Origin of the sequence: Ochrobactrum teleogrylli (assembly GCF_006376685.1) — a bacterium.
Taxonomy (GTDB): domain Bacteria; phylum Pseudomonadota; class Alphaproteobacteria; order Rhizobiales; family Rhizobiaceae; genus Brucella; species Brucella teleogrylli.
Window position 1 is genome coordinate 219,635 of sequence record NZ_VEWL01000001.1, and the last position, 15,076, is coordinate 234,710.

The window sequence follows — 15,076 nt, forward strand, 5'->3', positions numbered from 1 at the left end:
AGCATGAGGGTGTGGGCGATAATGGGTGAAACAGTTCCTCTATGCCGCGACGGCTTCAGCGCTTTCTTCCACCCAGGCGGAATAGACGGCGCGCAGGCCATCTTCGAGGCTGATGCGTGGCCTCCAGCTGAGTGCGGCCATGCGGGATGTATCGAGGAACTTGCGCGGCGTGCCATCCGGCTTGCTCAGATCATGCTCGAACCGGCCCTCATAGCCCACGACGCGGGCAATCAGCAGCGCCAGATCCTTGATCGATATTTCCTCGCCGGAGCCGATATTGACCGGCTCGAACCCATGGTGAAACTGCAAGAGATGCAGGCAGGCATCCGCCAGATCGTCCACATGCAGGAATTCGCGCAGCGGCGTGCCGCTGCCCCATAGGGTCACCTGTTCTGCGCCCATGACTTTCGCTTCATGGATCCGGCGCATCAACGCCGGTAACACATGCGACGTGTTCAGGTCGAAATTATCATTCGGACCGTAGAGATTGGTTGGCATTGCCGTCATGAAGCGATCACCGAACTGGCGCGCGCAGGCCTCGGCATATTTCAGCCCGGCAATCTTGGCGATGGCATAGGCTTCATTGGTCGCTTCAAGCGGCCCGGTCATCAGGGCGTCTTCGGTCAGCGGTTGCGCCGCGTCGCGCGGGTAGATGCAACTGGACCCTAGCCAGAGAAGGCGTTCCACGCCGGTCTGGTGCGCGGCGTGGATGACATTCATGCCGATGGCGAGATTGTCATAGAGAAAATCGGCGGGGGATTGCGCATTGGCAAGAATACCGCCGACATGGGCCGCCGCAATGATGATGACATCAGGTTTGCGCCCGGTAATGAAGTTCTCGGTTGGTCCCTGACGGGTCAGGTCCAGCGCGCTGTGCGCTGCAGTGATGATGTCGCAATCCGTGCCGTGCAGGCGGCGCAGGATGGCCGAACCGACCATGCCGGTATGCCCGGCGACGAAAATCTTCTTGCCTGCCAGCGAATAGACCGGTTCTGCGGTCCCGTTAATGTCCAAAGAAGTCATTGCGCCCAGCCTCCCGCATGATATTGCGCAAATCCCAATCCACCATTTCCGCGACAAGGCTGTCGAAGCCGGTCGTGTGCTGCCAGCCGAGGCGGCTATGGGCTTTCGATGCGTCGCCGAGCAAGAAATCCACTTCGTTCGGGCGGAAATAACGCGGGTCGATCTCGATCAGGCAGTTGCCGGTCTTCCGGTCAATGCCGATTTCCTCCACGCCATCGCCCTTCCATTCAATCTGCTTGTCGACGGCCTTGAAGGCATGTTCGACAAATTCACGCACCGTATGGGTTTCGCCGGTGGCGAGCACATAATCATCCGGTGTCTCTTCCTGCAGGATGCGCCACATGCCCTCCACATAATCGCGGGCATGGCCCCAGTCGCGGCGGGCATTCAGATTGCCAAGACGCAGCTTGTCCTGCAAACCGCGCTCGATGGCCGCGACGGCGCGGGTGATCTTGCGGGTAACGAAAGTCTCACCGCGCAGCGGGCTTTCATGGTTGAACAGGATGCCGTTCGAGGCGTGGAAACCATAGGCCTCGCGATAATTCACCGTGGTCCAATAGGCATAGAGCTTGGCCGTTGCATAAGGGCTCTGCGGCATGAACGGCGTATGCTCGTTCTGCGCATTTGGCGAGGAATTGCCGAAAAGCTCGGAGGTTGAAGCCTGATAGAAGCGGCTTGTCTTGCCAAGGCCGAGAATACGGATGGATTCCAGCAGGCGCAGCGTGCCGAGCGCATCCGTATTGGCGGTGTATTCCGGCGTTTCGAAACTAACCTGCACATGGCTTTGCGCGCCGAGATTGTAGATCTCGTCGGGGCGCACTTCCTGTATGACGCGGCATAGATTGGTGGCGTCGGTCAGGTCGCCGAAATGCAGGCGAAAGCGCACGTCTTCTTCGTGCGGGTCCTGATAGAGATGGTCGATACGCCCGGTGTTGAACGAGGACGAACGCCGCTTCAGACCATGAACGCGATAGCCCTTCTTGAGCAGAAGCTCACTCAGATAGGCGCCATCCTGGCCGGTAACACCGATGATGAGCGCGGTTTTCTCACGCTGATTATCATGCAAGCTATCGTGCAATCTATCGGTCAAGGGACTGCCCTCCGTCCTGAATATCCATGAGACCATGTTACCGATTTCGTGTCGCGGCAGAACGGCTCCAAAACGGCAAGCACGGCTGTGCCTAACCCTCTTCGGGTGAAGCGGTGATGGTGTCCGCCATGGCCCGATGCACCCAAAGAGGTAGGCACTTCGCCCGCTTGGCGTGCCGCCCATGCCTTTGGGTTCCTTGCGATGAACGACCCGCTGTTGCGATGCTGCTTCCATGAGGTCGAAAAGACGGGAGACGGGGCTCATGCGCGTTGTGCTTGCCAATCGTTATTTTTATCCGGACCAGTCCGCGACAAGTCGCATGGTCACCAGTCTGGCGCGGACGCTTGTGGGTGAGGGCATTGAAACGGCGATTCTGACCAGCCGAAGTTTCCATGACAACCGCAGGGAAACCTTGCCTGCGCGTGAGACGATTGATGGTGTCGATGTGCATCGCATCTGGACATCAGGCTTCGGTCGCGGAAAACTGGCCGGGCGGGCGATCGATTATGCCACCTTCCATCTTTCCGCTGCGGCCTGGTTCGCGACCCATGCCCGCAAGGACGATATCTGCGTGATCTGCACCGATCCGCCCTTGCTATCGGTTTCGGCTGCATTGCCGATCCGGCTTCGGCGGGCAAAGCTCGTCAACTGGGTGATGGACCTATTCCCGGAAACGGCAATCGAGCTTGGACTGGTCAAATCGGGCAGCGCATCGGCAAGGCTGACGCTGGCGCTGCGCAACTGGTCCATGCGCCAGTCGGCACTGACCATCTGCCCCATTGAGCGCATGTCGCGCTATCTTGCTTCAACGGGCATAGCGCGCGAGAATTTGAGCGTTGTGCATCACTGGGCGGATCGCAACGAGATCATGCCGGTAGCCCCTTCGGAAAATCCGCTGCGCCGCGCATGGGGGCTGGGACGAAAATTCGTCATCGGCTATTCTGGCAATTTCGGACGGGCGCATGAATTCCAGACCGTTCTCGATGCAGCCGAGCGGCTGAAACATATGAAAAGCGTTGTTTTCCTGATGATCGGCGAGGGGCAGCAGCGAGGTTTTGTCGAAAGCGAAGTCAAGCGACGCGGCTTGACCAATGTGGTGATGAAGCCGTTTCAGCCTGTCGAAAAACTGTCCGAAAGTCTTGGCGCCGCCAATGTCCATCTGGTGTCACTTAAGCCAGAACTGGAACATTGCATCGTGCCGAGCAAATTTTATGGGGTGCTGGCAGCGGGGCGTCCGACAATCTTCATTGGCGACCCCGATGGCGAGATAGGTTCCATCGTTCGTGATTTCGAATGCGGCGCAGCATTGCGCCCAGGCGAGGTGGACCGTCTGGTCGAGGCCGTTTTGCATATGCGCCATTCGGCGGTTGGCCGCATGACCATGGGTAACAATGCACGCTATCTGATGGAAACCGCCTATTCCCGCGAATATGGCGCGGCCATGTGGCAATCGGCGGTGGGGCGTCTGGAAGAAAAAAGCGTGCCGGCAGCAATGCCGGTTCTGGATCGCAAATTCCAGTCGGGAGAGCTTCAATGATGGATGGCTCAGTTGTCGTCAGCCAGCTTGGGGCGCGTATGCATTATGCCGTACCACGCATTTTTGCCGACCGGCAAAGGCTCGCGCATTTTTATACCGACATTTGCGCCTTGCAGGGCTGGCCGCGTCTGTTGAACGGTCTGCCGCCCACCATGCTTCCAACCGCCGTGCGGCGGTTGATCGGGCGTGCGCCGCAGGGCATCCCGCAGGAGCGGATGACGACTTTTCCGGGCTTCGGCCTGCATTCCGCCGTGCGCAGGCTCGCCAACCAGACCGGGCCGAAATCGACCGCCAACGCCATCTGGGCCGGACAGCGATTTGGGCAATTGGTGGCGGACAGCGGTTTTCACGGGGCAAGCGGGGTTTATGCTTTCAGCGGTGAGGCGCTGGAGCAGCTGACCGCTGCGCGACAGGCGGGATTATGGACCGCTGTGGAGCAGATGATCGCGCCGCGCACGGTGGTGGATCAATTGGCCTGCGAAGAGGAAGTGCTCAATCCCGGCTGGCATATGTCCGCTGCCGACGATGTGCATGCCGATGATTTTGCAGCACGCGAAAGGGCCGAATGGGCCATTGCTGACGCGGTGGTCTGCCCGTCGGACTTTGTGGCGCGCCATGTGATCGAGGCCGGATGCCAGCCGGATAAGGTGGTGGTCGTGCCTTATGGCGTCGACAAACGCTTTCCGCTCAATCAATCGCCACGCGCGCCGGGGTCGTTGCGGGTGCTTACGGTCGGTGCAGTCGGGCTGCGCAAGGGCTCGCCCTATGTCGGCGCGGTTGCGAGGGCTGTGCGGGATGTCGCGCAGTTTCGCATGGTCGGGCCGATTGACGTGCAGCCGGAAGCTGTTGCGACCCTGTCGGCCAGCGTGGAGCTGACCGGCCCGATCCCGCGCAGCGAAATGCAGGCGCAGTTCGAATGGGCGGATGTGTTCCTGTTGCCATCGCTTTGCGAAGGGTCGGCCACCGCCGTCTATGAAGCGCTGGCGGCAGGCTTGCCGGTCATTTGCACGGACAATACCGGCAGCGTCGTGCGGCATGGCATTGATGGCTACATTGTGCCGATACGCGACGTGGCCGAGACGGCGGAAATTCTCAAACAACTGACTGGCAATCCGGCCATGCTGGCACGGATGAGCGACAGCGCACGTGAGCGCGCCGCCGATTATACGGTGGCGCGTTATGGCGAGCGTCTTGTCGCAGCCCTTTCGCAGCACACACGGAGATTGGCGGCATGAAGATTGTTCACGTCATCGGTTCCTACGATCCCGCCAAAGGCGGCCCGCAGGCGGTCATTGTCAGGCTGGCGGCGGCGCAGGCAGCACTTGGACATAGCGTGACGATCGTCAGCTATAGCGATGAAGACGTGAACCGCCGCGCGGCCAAGGCCGCCGAAACCATACCGGATTTCGACAAGGTGCAGACGTTATTGCTTCCGATGCCCGATCTGCGGGAAATGCTGTTCGGAAGCCGGGCGGCAAAGGCTATGGCGCCGCTAATCCGTGCGGCGGATTTTGTGCATCTGCACGGTGTCTGGGAAACCAATCTGCTGCGGGCTTCCATGCTGTGCCGTCGCTTCGGCGTGCCATACTGCATCTGTTGTTGCGGCATGCTCGATATGTGGAGCATGCAACAGCGATCGTGGAAGAAGAAACTGGCGCTGGCGCTGGCCTTTCGCCGGATGCTCGATGGCGCGGCCTTCATTCAGGCGCTCAATCGTGATGAAATCGAGCTGATGCGACCCTTGGGGCTGAAGCCGCCAAGCCTGATCATTCCAAATGGCATTTTCCTCAATGAAGTCGAAGGTGACGCTGGCGCTGACGACAGTGCAGCACTGGCAAAACTGCCGAACCGGCGCTTTGTGCTGTTTCTGTCGCGCCTGCATTACAAGAAGGGTCTCGACATTCTGGCCGATGCCTATCGCCGGATTGCACCGATCCTGCCAGATGTCGATCTCGTCGTTGCGGGGCCGGATGGCGGTGCTGAGCATGATTTTCGCGAGCAGATCCGCCAATATGGGCTGGAAAAGCGTGTGCATCTGGTTGGCGGGCTTTATGGCCCGGACAAGATCGCTGCGCTGAAACGGTCAGCCTGTTTTTGCCTGCCAAGCCGGCAGGAAGGTTTCAGCGTCGCCATAACCGAGGCGCTTGCCTGCGGTGTGCCGGTGGTGATCACCGATGCCTGCCATTTTCCGGAAGTCGCCGAGGCGGGAGCGGGCGTGGTCTGTGCTGTGGATGCCGAAGCCGTTGCGGCTGGGCTGATGCAGATTCTGGACGACCCGACGCGGGCGGTCTGGATGGGCGAGGCGGGCCATAAGCTGGTTCGGGACAATTACACCTGGCCGCGCATCGCGCTGCAAACCATCGATGCCTATCAGTCCTATCAAAAGCGCAAGACAGGCTCGATCATGGGCGGAAATGGCTATAGCCTTATCCGCGAGCGCCGGATGGGGCCGGTTTAACCAGCCCAATCACACGGCTTTTCGTCTTTGCCGTACCGCTTTTGCCGGGTTTCCGGCATAAACCGTCCATGGTTCCATATCGCGGAAACTGACGCCGCGTGCGCCAAGCACTGCGCCTTCACCCACATTCACACCGGGACCGACAAACGCTTCAGCGGCGATCCATCCATGCGGGCCGATATGGATCGGCGATGCCGTGAGCGGAAAATCGGCGCGGTCGATATCGTGGCCCGCCGTGCAGAGATGCGCGCCTTGCGAGATGATGGCAAAGGGCGCCAGCGTGACATTGGCGACATTGTAGCAGTGTGCGCCGGGACCAAGCGAGGAATGCGCGCCCATGATGAGATTGCCCGGCCACCAGATGCGCGCGCTGCCGCGCACGATGGCAGTCTTGTGGATTTTTGCGCCGAACAGCCGCAGCACCATGCCGCGCCAGCGCCAGAAAAACGAGGGCGTCCAGGCCGCAAGCGCCAGCCATGTCATTTGCCAGCCAAGACGCTGCAGCCGGTGTTGCAAGGTGAATGTCGCCCCGCCTTCCAGCGGACGCGAGGCATCCTTTCGTCCCGCAATGGGCGCTGCGGATCGGGGACGGGGGTGATTGGGCATGGCGGTCATGATGAGTCATCCCCGGATGAGTTGCGGTATCGACCCGGAAGGCGATACCGGTAAGTGGACGGAGCGGTTGCGGATGACGCAGACAGACAGGATTGGAATGAGAAACAGGGCCATGTGTATCCACACTGTGATCACCCAGTCTGTCTGATGCGAGATGGCATGCATGGCGGGCACGATGGAAAACATATAGACGAGCTGCCCGAGCAGCTCACCTGCCATGGCCGTTTCCCATAGACGTCGTATGACCCAGGCCAAAGCCAAGAATTTCAGCGCGCCGAAATACCAGAATGATGAAAAGGCATCGATCAGCCCGGTTTCGGTCGTGCCGGTCAGCGGGTTGTAATTGCGGTCGGGCTTCGGTGTGGACAGATAGAGACTGTCCTTGATCGGGCCGCCGACGAGTTGGGCGGGCACATAGGTGAAGACGATCCGGTTCCAGTGGAACTTGCCGTAATCGAACTCCAGTCGCCGGTCGATCTCATCCATTCGCAATACGGCGTTGCGCATTTCGGGGCCGCCGCGTTCCAGCGTTTCCTCGAAATTGGCCGCATAGTCGATATCGAGAATCTGGTCGAGGACGAACCCCGAGGCAGCACGCGTCACCTGACGGTAATCGCCCATGCTGGTCATCAGGAACGTGCCTGCAATAATGCCGATGAACATTAATGTGCGCGGCACTACCCAGCGCCGGTAAAACCAGAAAGCAAGCAGGAACATCAACAGAAGCTGGATGGCCTCGGCGCGTTTGCCGGTAACGACGATGCGGTCGAGATAGAACACCAGATCAAACAGGATGATGCCCAGTGCGAGCCACGAGCTGCGCCGGGCAAAGCAAAGCAGCGCAATCGCGAGACCATAGGGCATGAGCTGCGCGAAGAAGAGCCAGATGACGGGCATGCCGGTCATCTGCACGCCGATGGATACTTCGCCGGGCAGGCGGCTCAAAAGGAAATAGAAGGATGCGCCGAAAACCGATAGCCCGGCAGCAGCCCATAAAAGCCGCCTTTCGCTGAAGCTCATGCTGAGGAATTTTATCGGGCGGTTCCCCATCTGCCAGCCGAGCGCCAGAGCAAGCAGAGCCAATATGCCCATCACCATGGTTTTCGCATAGGCGCCCGCGGGTATGAACTGGTCATACACCAGGGCTGGAACCTGCGGCAGGATGAAACCGAAGGTCATTACACCGGCCAGAAACGGAAACTGATACATGCGCTCAGGCCGCCCCAGAAAGCCGGTGGCCAGAAACGCCACAACCAGAAGAACGAACATCCATGTCAGCGAGAGGTTCACAGCCCGTCCTCCGTCGATTTGCAGATTGAGGACAGGTTGAGCGTTGGGCCGTGCCCAGTCAGATCCTGCGGGAAGATGCGGCCGGACAGCAGATACCAGCCAAGCTTGACATATTCCTTGGCGATCACCTCCATATCAGTGCGTGTGGTGGGAAAGCCGATATGTTCGTCGCTGTCATTGACAGGCGCGGACACGAAATGCATCTGCGGGCAAACGGCGCGAAAGCTCGCAACAGCGCGGCGCGAGTGATACCAGTTGGTGACGATAAGCGCGCTCTTCGCATTGATTTTGCGCATCATCGGGGCGGAATAGCGCGCATTCTGCCAGGTGCTGCCGGAATAGCATTCCACGAAAATAGCCGATGGCGGCACACCTTCGCGCACGATGATCTGCTTGTTGAAAAGGCAGTCGCCATCACCGGTGACGAGGATATAGGGCGAGCGCCCTTCCTTCCACAACCGTGCCGCCTGTTCCGCGCGCGGCTGACCGTCGCCGCCCGGCACGACGATCACATCGGCCCGGCTGCCGTCGTCCGGCAGTGCCAGCAAGGGTTCAGAGAAGAACATGGCGGCCAGTCCGAAGAACACGGCGCAGGGCAGAATGGCGAGCAACATCATACCATGTGTCGCTCCGGTTTTTGGGCGTCCAGCGGTCGCTGCAGGACAGAAGAGCGGGAAGGCTGCGCGCTCTGACGGCTGCGCTGCTCTTCCATCTTGACGACGATCATGAACTCATAGGCTGCAAGCAGGCGGCAATAAAGATAGCCGGGCTTGCCATCGAGAAAACCGCGCCGCAGCACATACATGTAGAAAAAGCGCAGGCTTGGACGGAAGGGCATATTGTAGGACAACGATTTCAGCGCACGCCGCCGTCTCTCAGGCTCGGTGGAGAAAATACCACCCCAGTCGATGTGCCGTTCCAGAAGGCGCGCTGCCGAAAGGTCGGCTTCTACCGAGGAATAGCGATTGTGTTTCGCGTACCAGGCTTCCAGCCCCTTATTGAAACTGTAATGGATAAAATGCGCCTGCAATTCGCCGCCCGGTCCACCACTGGCACGGGAATGCACCGAGCGTTCGAAGCGGACACGGTCGGGTCTGACAAGGCGGGTTATCCATGTCGGGTAAAGGCTCGCATGGCGTATCCAGCGCCCCATGAACATATTCTTGTAGCGCGCCTTGAAGAACACTTCCGGTCGATCTGGATCGGCGGCAATGGCCAGCATTTCGTCGCGCAGGTCCGGCGGCGTGATTTCATCGGCGTCAGGCGTATAAACCCAGTCATGCTTGAACTTGATTTCCGTAAGCCCATACATGCGCTGGCGGTCCTCGGTGTCATAAGCATGGCTATAGACCCGCGCGCCCGCAGCCTTGGCGATTTCCACGGTGCGGTCGGTGCTGAATGAATCGAGCACCACGATATCGTCGCACCAGGCAAGCGATTCCAGACAGGCGGGCAGGTTCATTTCCTCGTTGAATGTCATGATGAGCGCGGAAACGGTCATGAAGTGGTCCCCGGAAATGTGAGATTGGGTTTTGCCGTCTTGGCTGTCTCGGAGATTGTCGCGGCAACGACGACAGCGGGACGTGTGCCTCTGGTCATGCGCAGCACGAAAAGCGTGTGCAGCGTGGCTGGCAGCAGGAGCAAAGCCAGCATGATCCATGCGGGCACACCGGCCCGGATCGCGATATAGGCGATCCCGCCAGCAAGCAGGTTGAGCGCCATCACAGCCATGGCCGTTTGCCCGCAGCTCAGGCCAGCATCCATCAACAGGTGGTGCAGGTGCTGGCGGTCGGCGGAAAACGGGCTGCGTCGCGCGCCAAGCCTGCGGATGATGAGGCTCAGCGTATCAATGACGGGAACGGCGACGACCCACAGCAGAACAGGGAAGGCGATGGCGGGTTCTCCACTTGCGAGGATGAGGGATGTGCCCGCAAGGGCCGCACCCAGAAGGGTGCTCCCGCCATCGCCTAGGAAGAGGCTGGCCTTCATGCGCCAGCGGTGGCGCATATTGAAGACGAGAAAGCCCAGGCACGCCGCCGCGAGCGCCAGCGTCTGAAGGCCGAGCCGATGCTGTCCAAAGTCGAAGCCGATCACGGCAAGCCAGAAAAAGGCAGCGGCACTGGATGCGCCGGCCAGTCCATCCACGCCGTCACTCATATTGACCGCGTTGATAAGGCCGACGATGAATGCCAGTGCAAGCAGCAGTGAAAGAGGCCCCATAAGATAAACGCTGCCGCCGTCTGCGGTCAGGCCGGAAGGCCAGCCGATAGTCATGCCGAGACTAAGCCGCTCAATATCGGCCATGCCGATGATCAGGGCCGCGGCCAAAAGCTGGATGGTCAGACGCGGCATGACCGGCAGGTTGAAACGGTCGTCCAGCACGCCTGTGACAAGCACAACCGCCAGACCGGGCAGCAGCTGCAGCATATTGGCTTGCTGGGAAGCCCCATGCACAATCGAAGCGGCGATGGCGAAGGCCAGAAAAATCGCAATGCCACCACAAAGCGGCACCGCACCCTCATGCCGTTTCCGGTCGTCCGGAATGTCGATGAGATACCATTCGCGGGCCAGTTCACGGAAGCCGATGCAAAAGGCGACCGAGAGGACGAAGGCCAGAAGCGTGATCCAGGAAAGATTGCTCATGTCTCCTCCGAGGCGCGAAAGAAGGTCTATTGTTCTTTTTCCTTGCTGCATTTCCCAACCGAACCGCGTCGCGATTCCATTGGGAACGTTCTGGAATTTTTACCCAGTCAGCCGGGGTCCCACGACTTGGCTTTAGAGCGAGCGGCATACCCCTTTCAGGTCAGGCGCTAATACCATCGGTGACATTCCCCGCGGCGGGCGAAAGGCTATTCTGAAGGCGCCGGGAAGCCGGGTGGACTTTTCCGCCCGGCACGGTTGCGAGGGGGTATCGCATCTTGGAAAATTGTCTGCCGGAAATGTCGGCGCTCCCGCAGTTCTTCGTTACACGGAGCCGATCATGAAAAATCATCGCCGGGGCTTCGTGATTGCCACGCTGGAGCAATATGCCGGATTGCTGTGCAATTTTCTGACTGTCGTTGCGGTTTCGCGTTTTCTGGGGCCGTCCGAGACTGGCATGGGCGTTGTCGGCCTCAGTGTCGCGGCGATTGTCTTTTCGCTGCGTGAATTCGCAAGCGCCGAATTCCTGATCCGGCTCGAGAAGGTCGAGGATCGCGATATCCAGACGGCATTCACGTTTTTGATGAGCGTGACGCTGGTGCTGGCCGCAGCGCTCTTTCTGGCGCGCGATTATTTTGCCGTCACCTATCATGATCCTCTGCTGTCGCTTTTTCTCACCGTCACCATCATCGCGGCGGTGATCGAAAGCGTTTCATTGCCGGTTGTCGCCCTGTTGCGGCGCGACATGGCTTTTGGCGCTCTGGCGCGCATTCGCACCGCCGGTTCCGTTTGCGGCGCAGCCATAACCATCGCAATGGCCTGGTGGGGCGTCGGGCATATGTGCTTCGCCTTCGGATCGCTGGCTGCGGCGGCAGTCACAACCGCTTTTGCGGCAGCGCTCTATCCATTGGGTCGACTGCTGCGCCCATCGCTCGCCAGTATCGGCACAGCATGGCAATTCAGCGTGTATCTCGGGAGCAGCGCGGGGTTGAGCAAGATTTGCGAGACTTTTCCGCAGCTTATGCTGGGGCGTTTCATGCCCGCCGCATCCGTCGGGATCTATAATCGCGCCAGCACATTGAGCGGTTTGCCCGACCGGGTGTTTCTGTCGGCGATCTTTACGGTCGCCTTTCCGATGCTCTCCGATCAGGTTCGGGCGGGTGTGGATATAGCGCAATCCTATGTGCGCGCGCTGTCCTATATTTCGGTTGTTTACTGGCCTGCGCAGGCGCTGCTGGCGTTGCTCGCCTTTCCGGCGGTCCATCTGGTGCTCGGACCAGACTGGTATGGCGCAACGTCGATTGTCGTCATCATGTGCCTGTCCAGCATGTTCTGGTTTTCAGTTGTGCTGACCTATCCGCTGTTGATGGCGCTCGGCGCCAATCGCGATGCCTTCGTATCCAATCTGATTTCACGCGTGGTGACGGCGATCATTCTTTGCGTCGCCGCTTACCATGGCCTGATGGCGGTAGCGCTTAGCCTGTTCATCAGTACGCCGTTCCAGATGGTTGTTTCCGTGGTCTATGTGCGCAAGCACGTGGCTTTTTCCTACCGGATGCTGGGCGTCGAATTGTTGCGTAGCGGGTTCGTAACGCTGCTGACGCTTGCCATTCCGGTTGCAATGATTGCCGCTGCTGGCACATTGGAAGTTCATTGGGGCTTGGGTTTTGCCATCGGCCTTGCTGGTGTCGCCAGCTGGATCGGAGCCGTGCTGATCACGCGCCATCCTTTTGCATCGGAAATCACCCCGGTCCTTGGATGGGCGCTCAGTAGAATTGCGGGTCGTCTTGGCCGGTTGGGACGCGGGCGTTTCTCCACCTCCACGCCAGCCGAATGAGGAGATCGAGGATGAGACAGCCAAGTGTCGATGTCGTCATTCCGAATTACAATTACGGACGCTATCTCGGCATCTGTGTTCGCAGCGTGCTGTCGCAGGATATTGAAAACCTGCGGGTGCTGATCATCGATAACGCCTCTACCGATGACAGCGCCGATGTGGCGCGTGTGCTCGCTGCCGAAGATGCGCGGGTGGAACTGCTGCTGCGGCCAGTCAATAAGGGCCAGCATGCCTCGTTCAACGATGGTATCGACTGGGCCAGCGGCGACTATTTCGTTTTGTTGTGTTCCGACGACTTCATCGTTCCCGGCGCCCTTCGACGCGCATTGGCGATCATGGAAACCGATCCAACAATCGCATTCTCCTACGGGCGCGACGTTGCGGTGAATGGCGACGCGCCGATTCCCCCCATCCCGCCCCAGCCGGATGATGTGCCCTGCCGCGTCGAGACAGGCACGGCTTTTATCGAGCGCTTTTGCCGGCTCGGCGTGTTCCAGTTGCCGGGTTCGGCGATGGTTGTCCGTACTGCGGCGCAAAAAGCTGCTGGTCATTATGATGAGGCGCTACCGCATAGCGACGATTACCACATGTGGCTGCGGCTTGGGTTGCAGGGCAGGATTGCCGAACTGGACTGTGTTCAGGGCGGTACGCGCTCGCATGGGCAGAACCGTTCGCAGCAACTGCGCGACACCCATCTGCTGCATATTCAGCATACGGCGGATGCGGGCGAGTATTTCTTTGCCCGTGAGGGGCGTGTCTTGCCCGATTGCGATGCTTTGCATCGCATGGCGCGCCGGGGCATCGCGGAACGGGCCTATTGGTCAGCCATATCCCACCTGCTGCGTGGTGATCCGGCTTGGCGGCAGCTTCTGAAATTCGCAGTGTCGCAGCGGACACAGACGGCTTTTATCCCGCCGGTCAATTATCTCCTGCACCGGCCCGATACGAAGCGGCGCTTGCGCAGCTACGTCGATACGATGCTAGCTCGCCCTCTGGCGGCGACCGGGCGACAATAGACGAACGCTTTTCCGTTTCGTCAGCAGTTGTACGCGCAAGGTCTCTTCCTGCTGCGCGAGTTTCAGCCGATATTGGGCCACCCCGGCCTCAACACTTTCGGCCAGTTGTTGACGCCGGGCGAACATATCATCGATTTGCGCCAGAATGGTTTGCGGGTCGAACCGTTCGATATGATGGCCAAAGCCGTCAAGGCCGGTATCGTGCAGCAGCGCCTCGTTTTTCGCGGCATAGCCGAGCGAGATTGCAGGGCGTCCCATGGCAAGTGCGCAAACAATGTTGTGATAACGGCTGGCCACCACGATATCGGTTTGCGCGATCTGCTGCATTAGCTCGTGCAGAGACGCGACAGGCTCGATAATAATCTTCGCGGCGTCCGGTGAATCGATCCGCGCCATCAGATCGCCGATGGCCTGAACGTCGCCCTTGTCGCCGGTGAGCAGCCGCACCTCGCGCCCGCTGGCCAGAAGTGCTTTCGCCAGTTCTGCGATTTTGCCGAGATAGGTATCATAAATATCCGAGGCGTTGGCCGCGCGCCTTTTCCAGCCGCGATAGGTCATCACGCCAAGGCCCACGCGCCCGCCAACGTTGTCATGGGTTGCGTTGCTGGCCGGTGGCAGCGCGAAGGCAATATCTGCGCTCACCGTATCGCTGTGCGCATGAACCCCGAGCGATTTCATGAAATCGTGGGAGATTTCGTCGCGATAAGAGCGGAACACAGCGGAGAGCGCCGCCTTGCGGAAGAAAAAGCGGCTGACCGGATGATCGGCAGGCCCGGCGCCAACGGACACGAAGGCAAGCTTGGCGCGGCCAAGGCGTGCCGCCAGACACCAGCGCAGGATGACGAACGGCCAGCCGAACGGACCTTCGTTGAAATCGTCGAGAATGCCCGTGCCGGGCACTATGATGATGTCGAGGCCGTGTGCGACGGAAATTGCGGTGAGAAATCCGGCGAGCCGTCGTGGCAGCTGAAGCAGCGCCTTGTCGAGCAGGCGAAAGAGGTCGCTTTCTAGCGCGGGGTTTCCCACCGGCACTGTCGCGACATTGTATTTTTCCGAGATGATATCGGGGCGCGCGCAGATGCATAGCAGATCCGCATCGGGACAGTTGCGTTTCAGTAATTGCAGCATGGCTTCCAGAGAGCCGTCATTGCCTGCATTGCCGGAACCGAACTGTCCGAAAAGGCCTATTCTCATACTGGTGTCTCCAGAAGCGCCCCCGAAGCGCCTGTTGCACGGTACTCTGGGATCACCGCGCGGGAAAACTGGCAGAAGGGGGAAGCCCATCGTCTAATGTAGGATGGAGCATACCTCTCTTACCCCTCATGGCCAGAATGCGCCCGCCTGCAAATTCGATACACTGGCAGCGGTATATCAACTTGCCCCCTCGATATACCGGAACAAGGCTTCGAGGGACATCTTCCCTCGAAGTCTGGTTTCCGGGGTCCGAGCATTTCCAGCAAAAGTGCGAAGCGGTTTTGCGCGGGATAATGCGACGGAAAACCAGCATTTCCAGCAAAAGGGCGAAGCGGTTTTGCGTGGGATAATGCGACGGAAAACCAGCATTTCCAGC

At 59.5% G+C, this 15,076-nt stretch carries 13 protein-coding genes; 5 read left to right on the forward strand and 8 right to left on the reverse strand.

Going from position 1 to position 15,076, the window contains the following annotated elements:
• Positions 1 to 39 precede the first annotated feature (39 nt).
• Together FIC94_RS00960 and gmd are read right to left on the reverse strand one after the other, a co-directional pair.
• Positions 40 to 1,023 (reverse strand): GDP-L-fucose synthase family protein, encoded by a 984-nt coding sequence (locus tag FIC94_RS00960; RefSeq protein ID WP_140023605.1) that lies wholly within the window; start codon positions 1,021 to 1,023, stop codon positions 40 to 42.
• A complete protein-coding gene (gene gmd, locus FIC94_RS00965; RefSeq protein ID WP_140024007.1) occupies positions 1,004 to 2,089 on the reverse strand; it encodes a GDP-mannose 4,6-dehydratase in 1,086 nt (361 codons plus the stop codon). Before gmd ends, FIC94_RS00960 begins: the two co-directional genes overlap by 20 nt.
• Before the next feature lie 286 nt (positions 2,090 to 2,375).
• Between gmd and FIC94_RS00970 the strand changes: the two genes are divergently transcribed.
• Genes FIC94_RS00970 through FIC94_RS00980 form a run of 3 tightly spaced genes read left to right on the forward strand, consistent with a single transcriptional unit; the run spans position 2,376 to position 6,108 of the window.
• On the forward strand, positions 2,376 to 3,650 hold the full coding sequence (locus tag FIC94_RS00970) for a glycosyltransferase family 4 protein (protein WP_140023606.1): 1,275 nt from the start codon (positions 2,376 to 2,378) through the stop codon (positions 3,648 to 3,650).
• Positions 3,650 to 4,885, forward strand: a complete 1,236-nt coding sequence (locus tag FIC94_RS00975; protein WP_140024008.1) for a glycosyltransferase family 4 protein — start codon at positions 3,650 to 3,652, stop codon at positions 4,883 to 4,885. Before FIC94_RS00970 ends, FIC94_RS00975 begins: the two co-directional genes overlap by 1 nt.
• Positions 4,882 to 6,108, forward strand: coding sequence for a glycosyltransferase (locus FIC94_RS00980; protein WP_140023607.1), 1,227 nt, complete (start codon positions 4,882 to 4,884; stop codon positions 6,106 to 6,108). Before FIC94_RS00975 ends, FIC94_RS00980 begins: the two co-directional genes overlap by 4 nt.
• 9 nt (positions 6,109 to 6,117) lie before the next feature.
• On the opposite strand, the gene FIC94_RS00985 is transcribed toward FIC94_RS00980, so the two are convergent.
• The 5 genes from FIC94_RS00985 to FIC94_RS01005 are packed head-to-tail and all read right to left on the reverse strand — an operon-like array spanning position 6,118 to position 10,656.
• On the reverse strand, positions 6,118 to 6,714 hold the full coding sequence (locus FIC94_RS00985) for an LbetaH domain-containing protein (protein ID WP_140024009.1): 597 nt from the start codon (positions 6,712 to 6,714) through the stop codon (positions 6,118 to 6,120).
• 15 nt (positions 6,715 to 6,729) lie between these two features.
• Positions 6,730 to 8,013 carry a hypothetical protein gene (locus tag FIC94_RS00990; RefSeq protein WP_140023608.1) on the reverse strand — a complete coding sequence of 428 codons (1,284 nt, stop codon included), beginning with the start codon at positions 8,011 to 8,013 and terminating at the stop codon, positions 6,730 to 6,732.
• Positions 8,010 to 8,627 (reverse strand): YdcF family protein, encoded by a 618-nt coding sequence (locus FIC94_RS00995; protein ID WP_371830886.1) that lies wholly within the window; start codon positions 8,625 to 8,627, stop codon positions 8,010 to 8,012. The genes FIC94_RS00990 and FIC94_RS00995 overlap by 4 nt, the downstream gene beginning before the upstream one ends.
• The gene (locus FIC94_RS01000) at positions 8,627 to 9,514 is read right to left on the reverse strand and encodes a glycosyltransferase family 2 protein (protein ID WP_140023610.1); all 888 of its coding nucleotides are present in this window, start codon (positions 9,512 to 9,514) and stop codon (positions 8,627 to 8,629) included. Before FIC94_RS01000 ends, FIC94_RS00995 begins: the two co-directional genes overlap by 1 nt.
• Positions 9,511 to 10,656, reverse strand: coding sequence for an MraY family glycosyltransferase (locus FIC94_RS01005; protein ID WP_140023611.1), 1,146 nt, complete (start codon positions 10,654 to 10,656; stop codon positions 9,511 to 9,513). The genes FIC94_RS01000 and FIC94_RS01005 overlap by 4 nt, the downstream gene beginning before the upstream one ends.
• 337 nt (positions 10,657 to 10,993) lie before the next feature.
• On the opposite strand from FIC94_RS01005, the gene FIC94_RS01010 reads away from it, so the two are divergent.
• Both FIC94_RS01010 and FIC94_RS01015 read left to right on the forward strand, forming a co-directional pair.
• Positions 10,994 to 12,490, forward strand: a complete 1,497-nt coding sequence (locus FIC94_RS01010; RefSeq protein ID WP_140023612.1) for an oligosaccharide flippase family protein — start codon at positions 10,994 to 10,996, stop codon at positions 12,488 to 12,490.
• 11 nt (positions 12,491 to 12,501) lie between these two features.
• Positions 12,502 to 13,506, forward strand: coding sequence for a glycosyltransferase family 2 protein (locus FIC94_RS01015; protein ID WP_140023613.1), 1,005 nt, complete (start codon positions 12,502 to 12,504; stop codon positions 13,504 to 13,506).
• Here FIC94_RS01015 and FIC94_RS01020 read toward each other — a convergent pair.
• Entirely contained in the window at positions 13,471 to 14,700 is a 1,230-nt protein-coding gene (locus FIC94_RS01020; RefSeq protein WP_140023614.1) for a polysaccharide pyruvyl transferase family protein, read from the reverse strand. The genes FIC94_RS01015 and FIC94_RS01020 overlap by 36 nt on opposite strands.
• Between the last annotated feature and the right edge of the window lie 376 nt (positions 14,701 to 15,076).

Coding starts and splice junctions, on each gene's coding strand:
- FIC94_RS00960 (WP_140023605.1), bottom strand. CDS start 1,023: ATGACTTCTTTGGACATTAACGGGACCGCAGAACCGGTCTATTCGCTG.
- FIC94_RS00970 (WP_140023606.1), top strand. CDS start 2,376: ATGCGCGTTGTGCTTGCCAATCGTTATTTTTATCCGGACCAGTCCGCG.
- FIC94_RS00975 (WP_140024008.1), top strand. CDS start 3,650: ATGGATGGCTCAGTTGTCGTCAGCCAGCTTGGGGCGCGTATGCATTAT.
- FIC94_RS00980 (WP_140023607.1), top strand. CDS start 4,882: ATGAAGATTGTTCACGTCATCGGTTCCTACGATCCCGCCAAAGGCGGC.
- FIC94_RS00985 (WP_140024009.1), bottom strand. CDS start 6,714: ATGCCCAATCACCCCCGTCCCCGATCCGCAGCGCCCATTGCGGGACGA.
- FIC94_RS00995 (WP_371830886.1), bottom strand. CDS start 8,627: ATGTTGCTCGCCATTCTGCCCTGCGCCGTGTTCTTCGGACTGGCCGCC.
- FIC94_RS01000 (WP_140023610.1), bottom strand. CDS start 9,514: ATGACCGTTTCCGCGCTCATCATGACATTCAACGAGGAAATGAACCTG.
- FIC94_RS01005 (WP_140023611.1), bottom strand. CDS start 10,656: ATGAGCAATCTTTCCTGGATCACGCTTCTGGCCTTCGTCCTCTCGGTC.
- FIC94_RS01010 (WP_140023612.1), top strand. CDS start 10,994: ATGAAAAATCATCGCCGGGGCTTCGTGATTGCCACGCTGGAGCAATAT.
- FIC94_RS01015 (WP_140023613.1), top strand. CDS start 12,502: ATGAGACAGCCAAGTGTCGATGTCGTCATTCCGAATTACAATTACGGA.
- FIC94_RS01020 (WP_140023614.1), bottom strand. CDS start 14,700: ATGAGAATAGGCCTTTTCGGACAGTTCGGTTCCGGCAATGCAGGCAAT.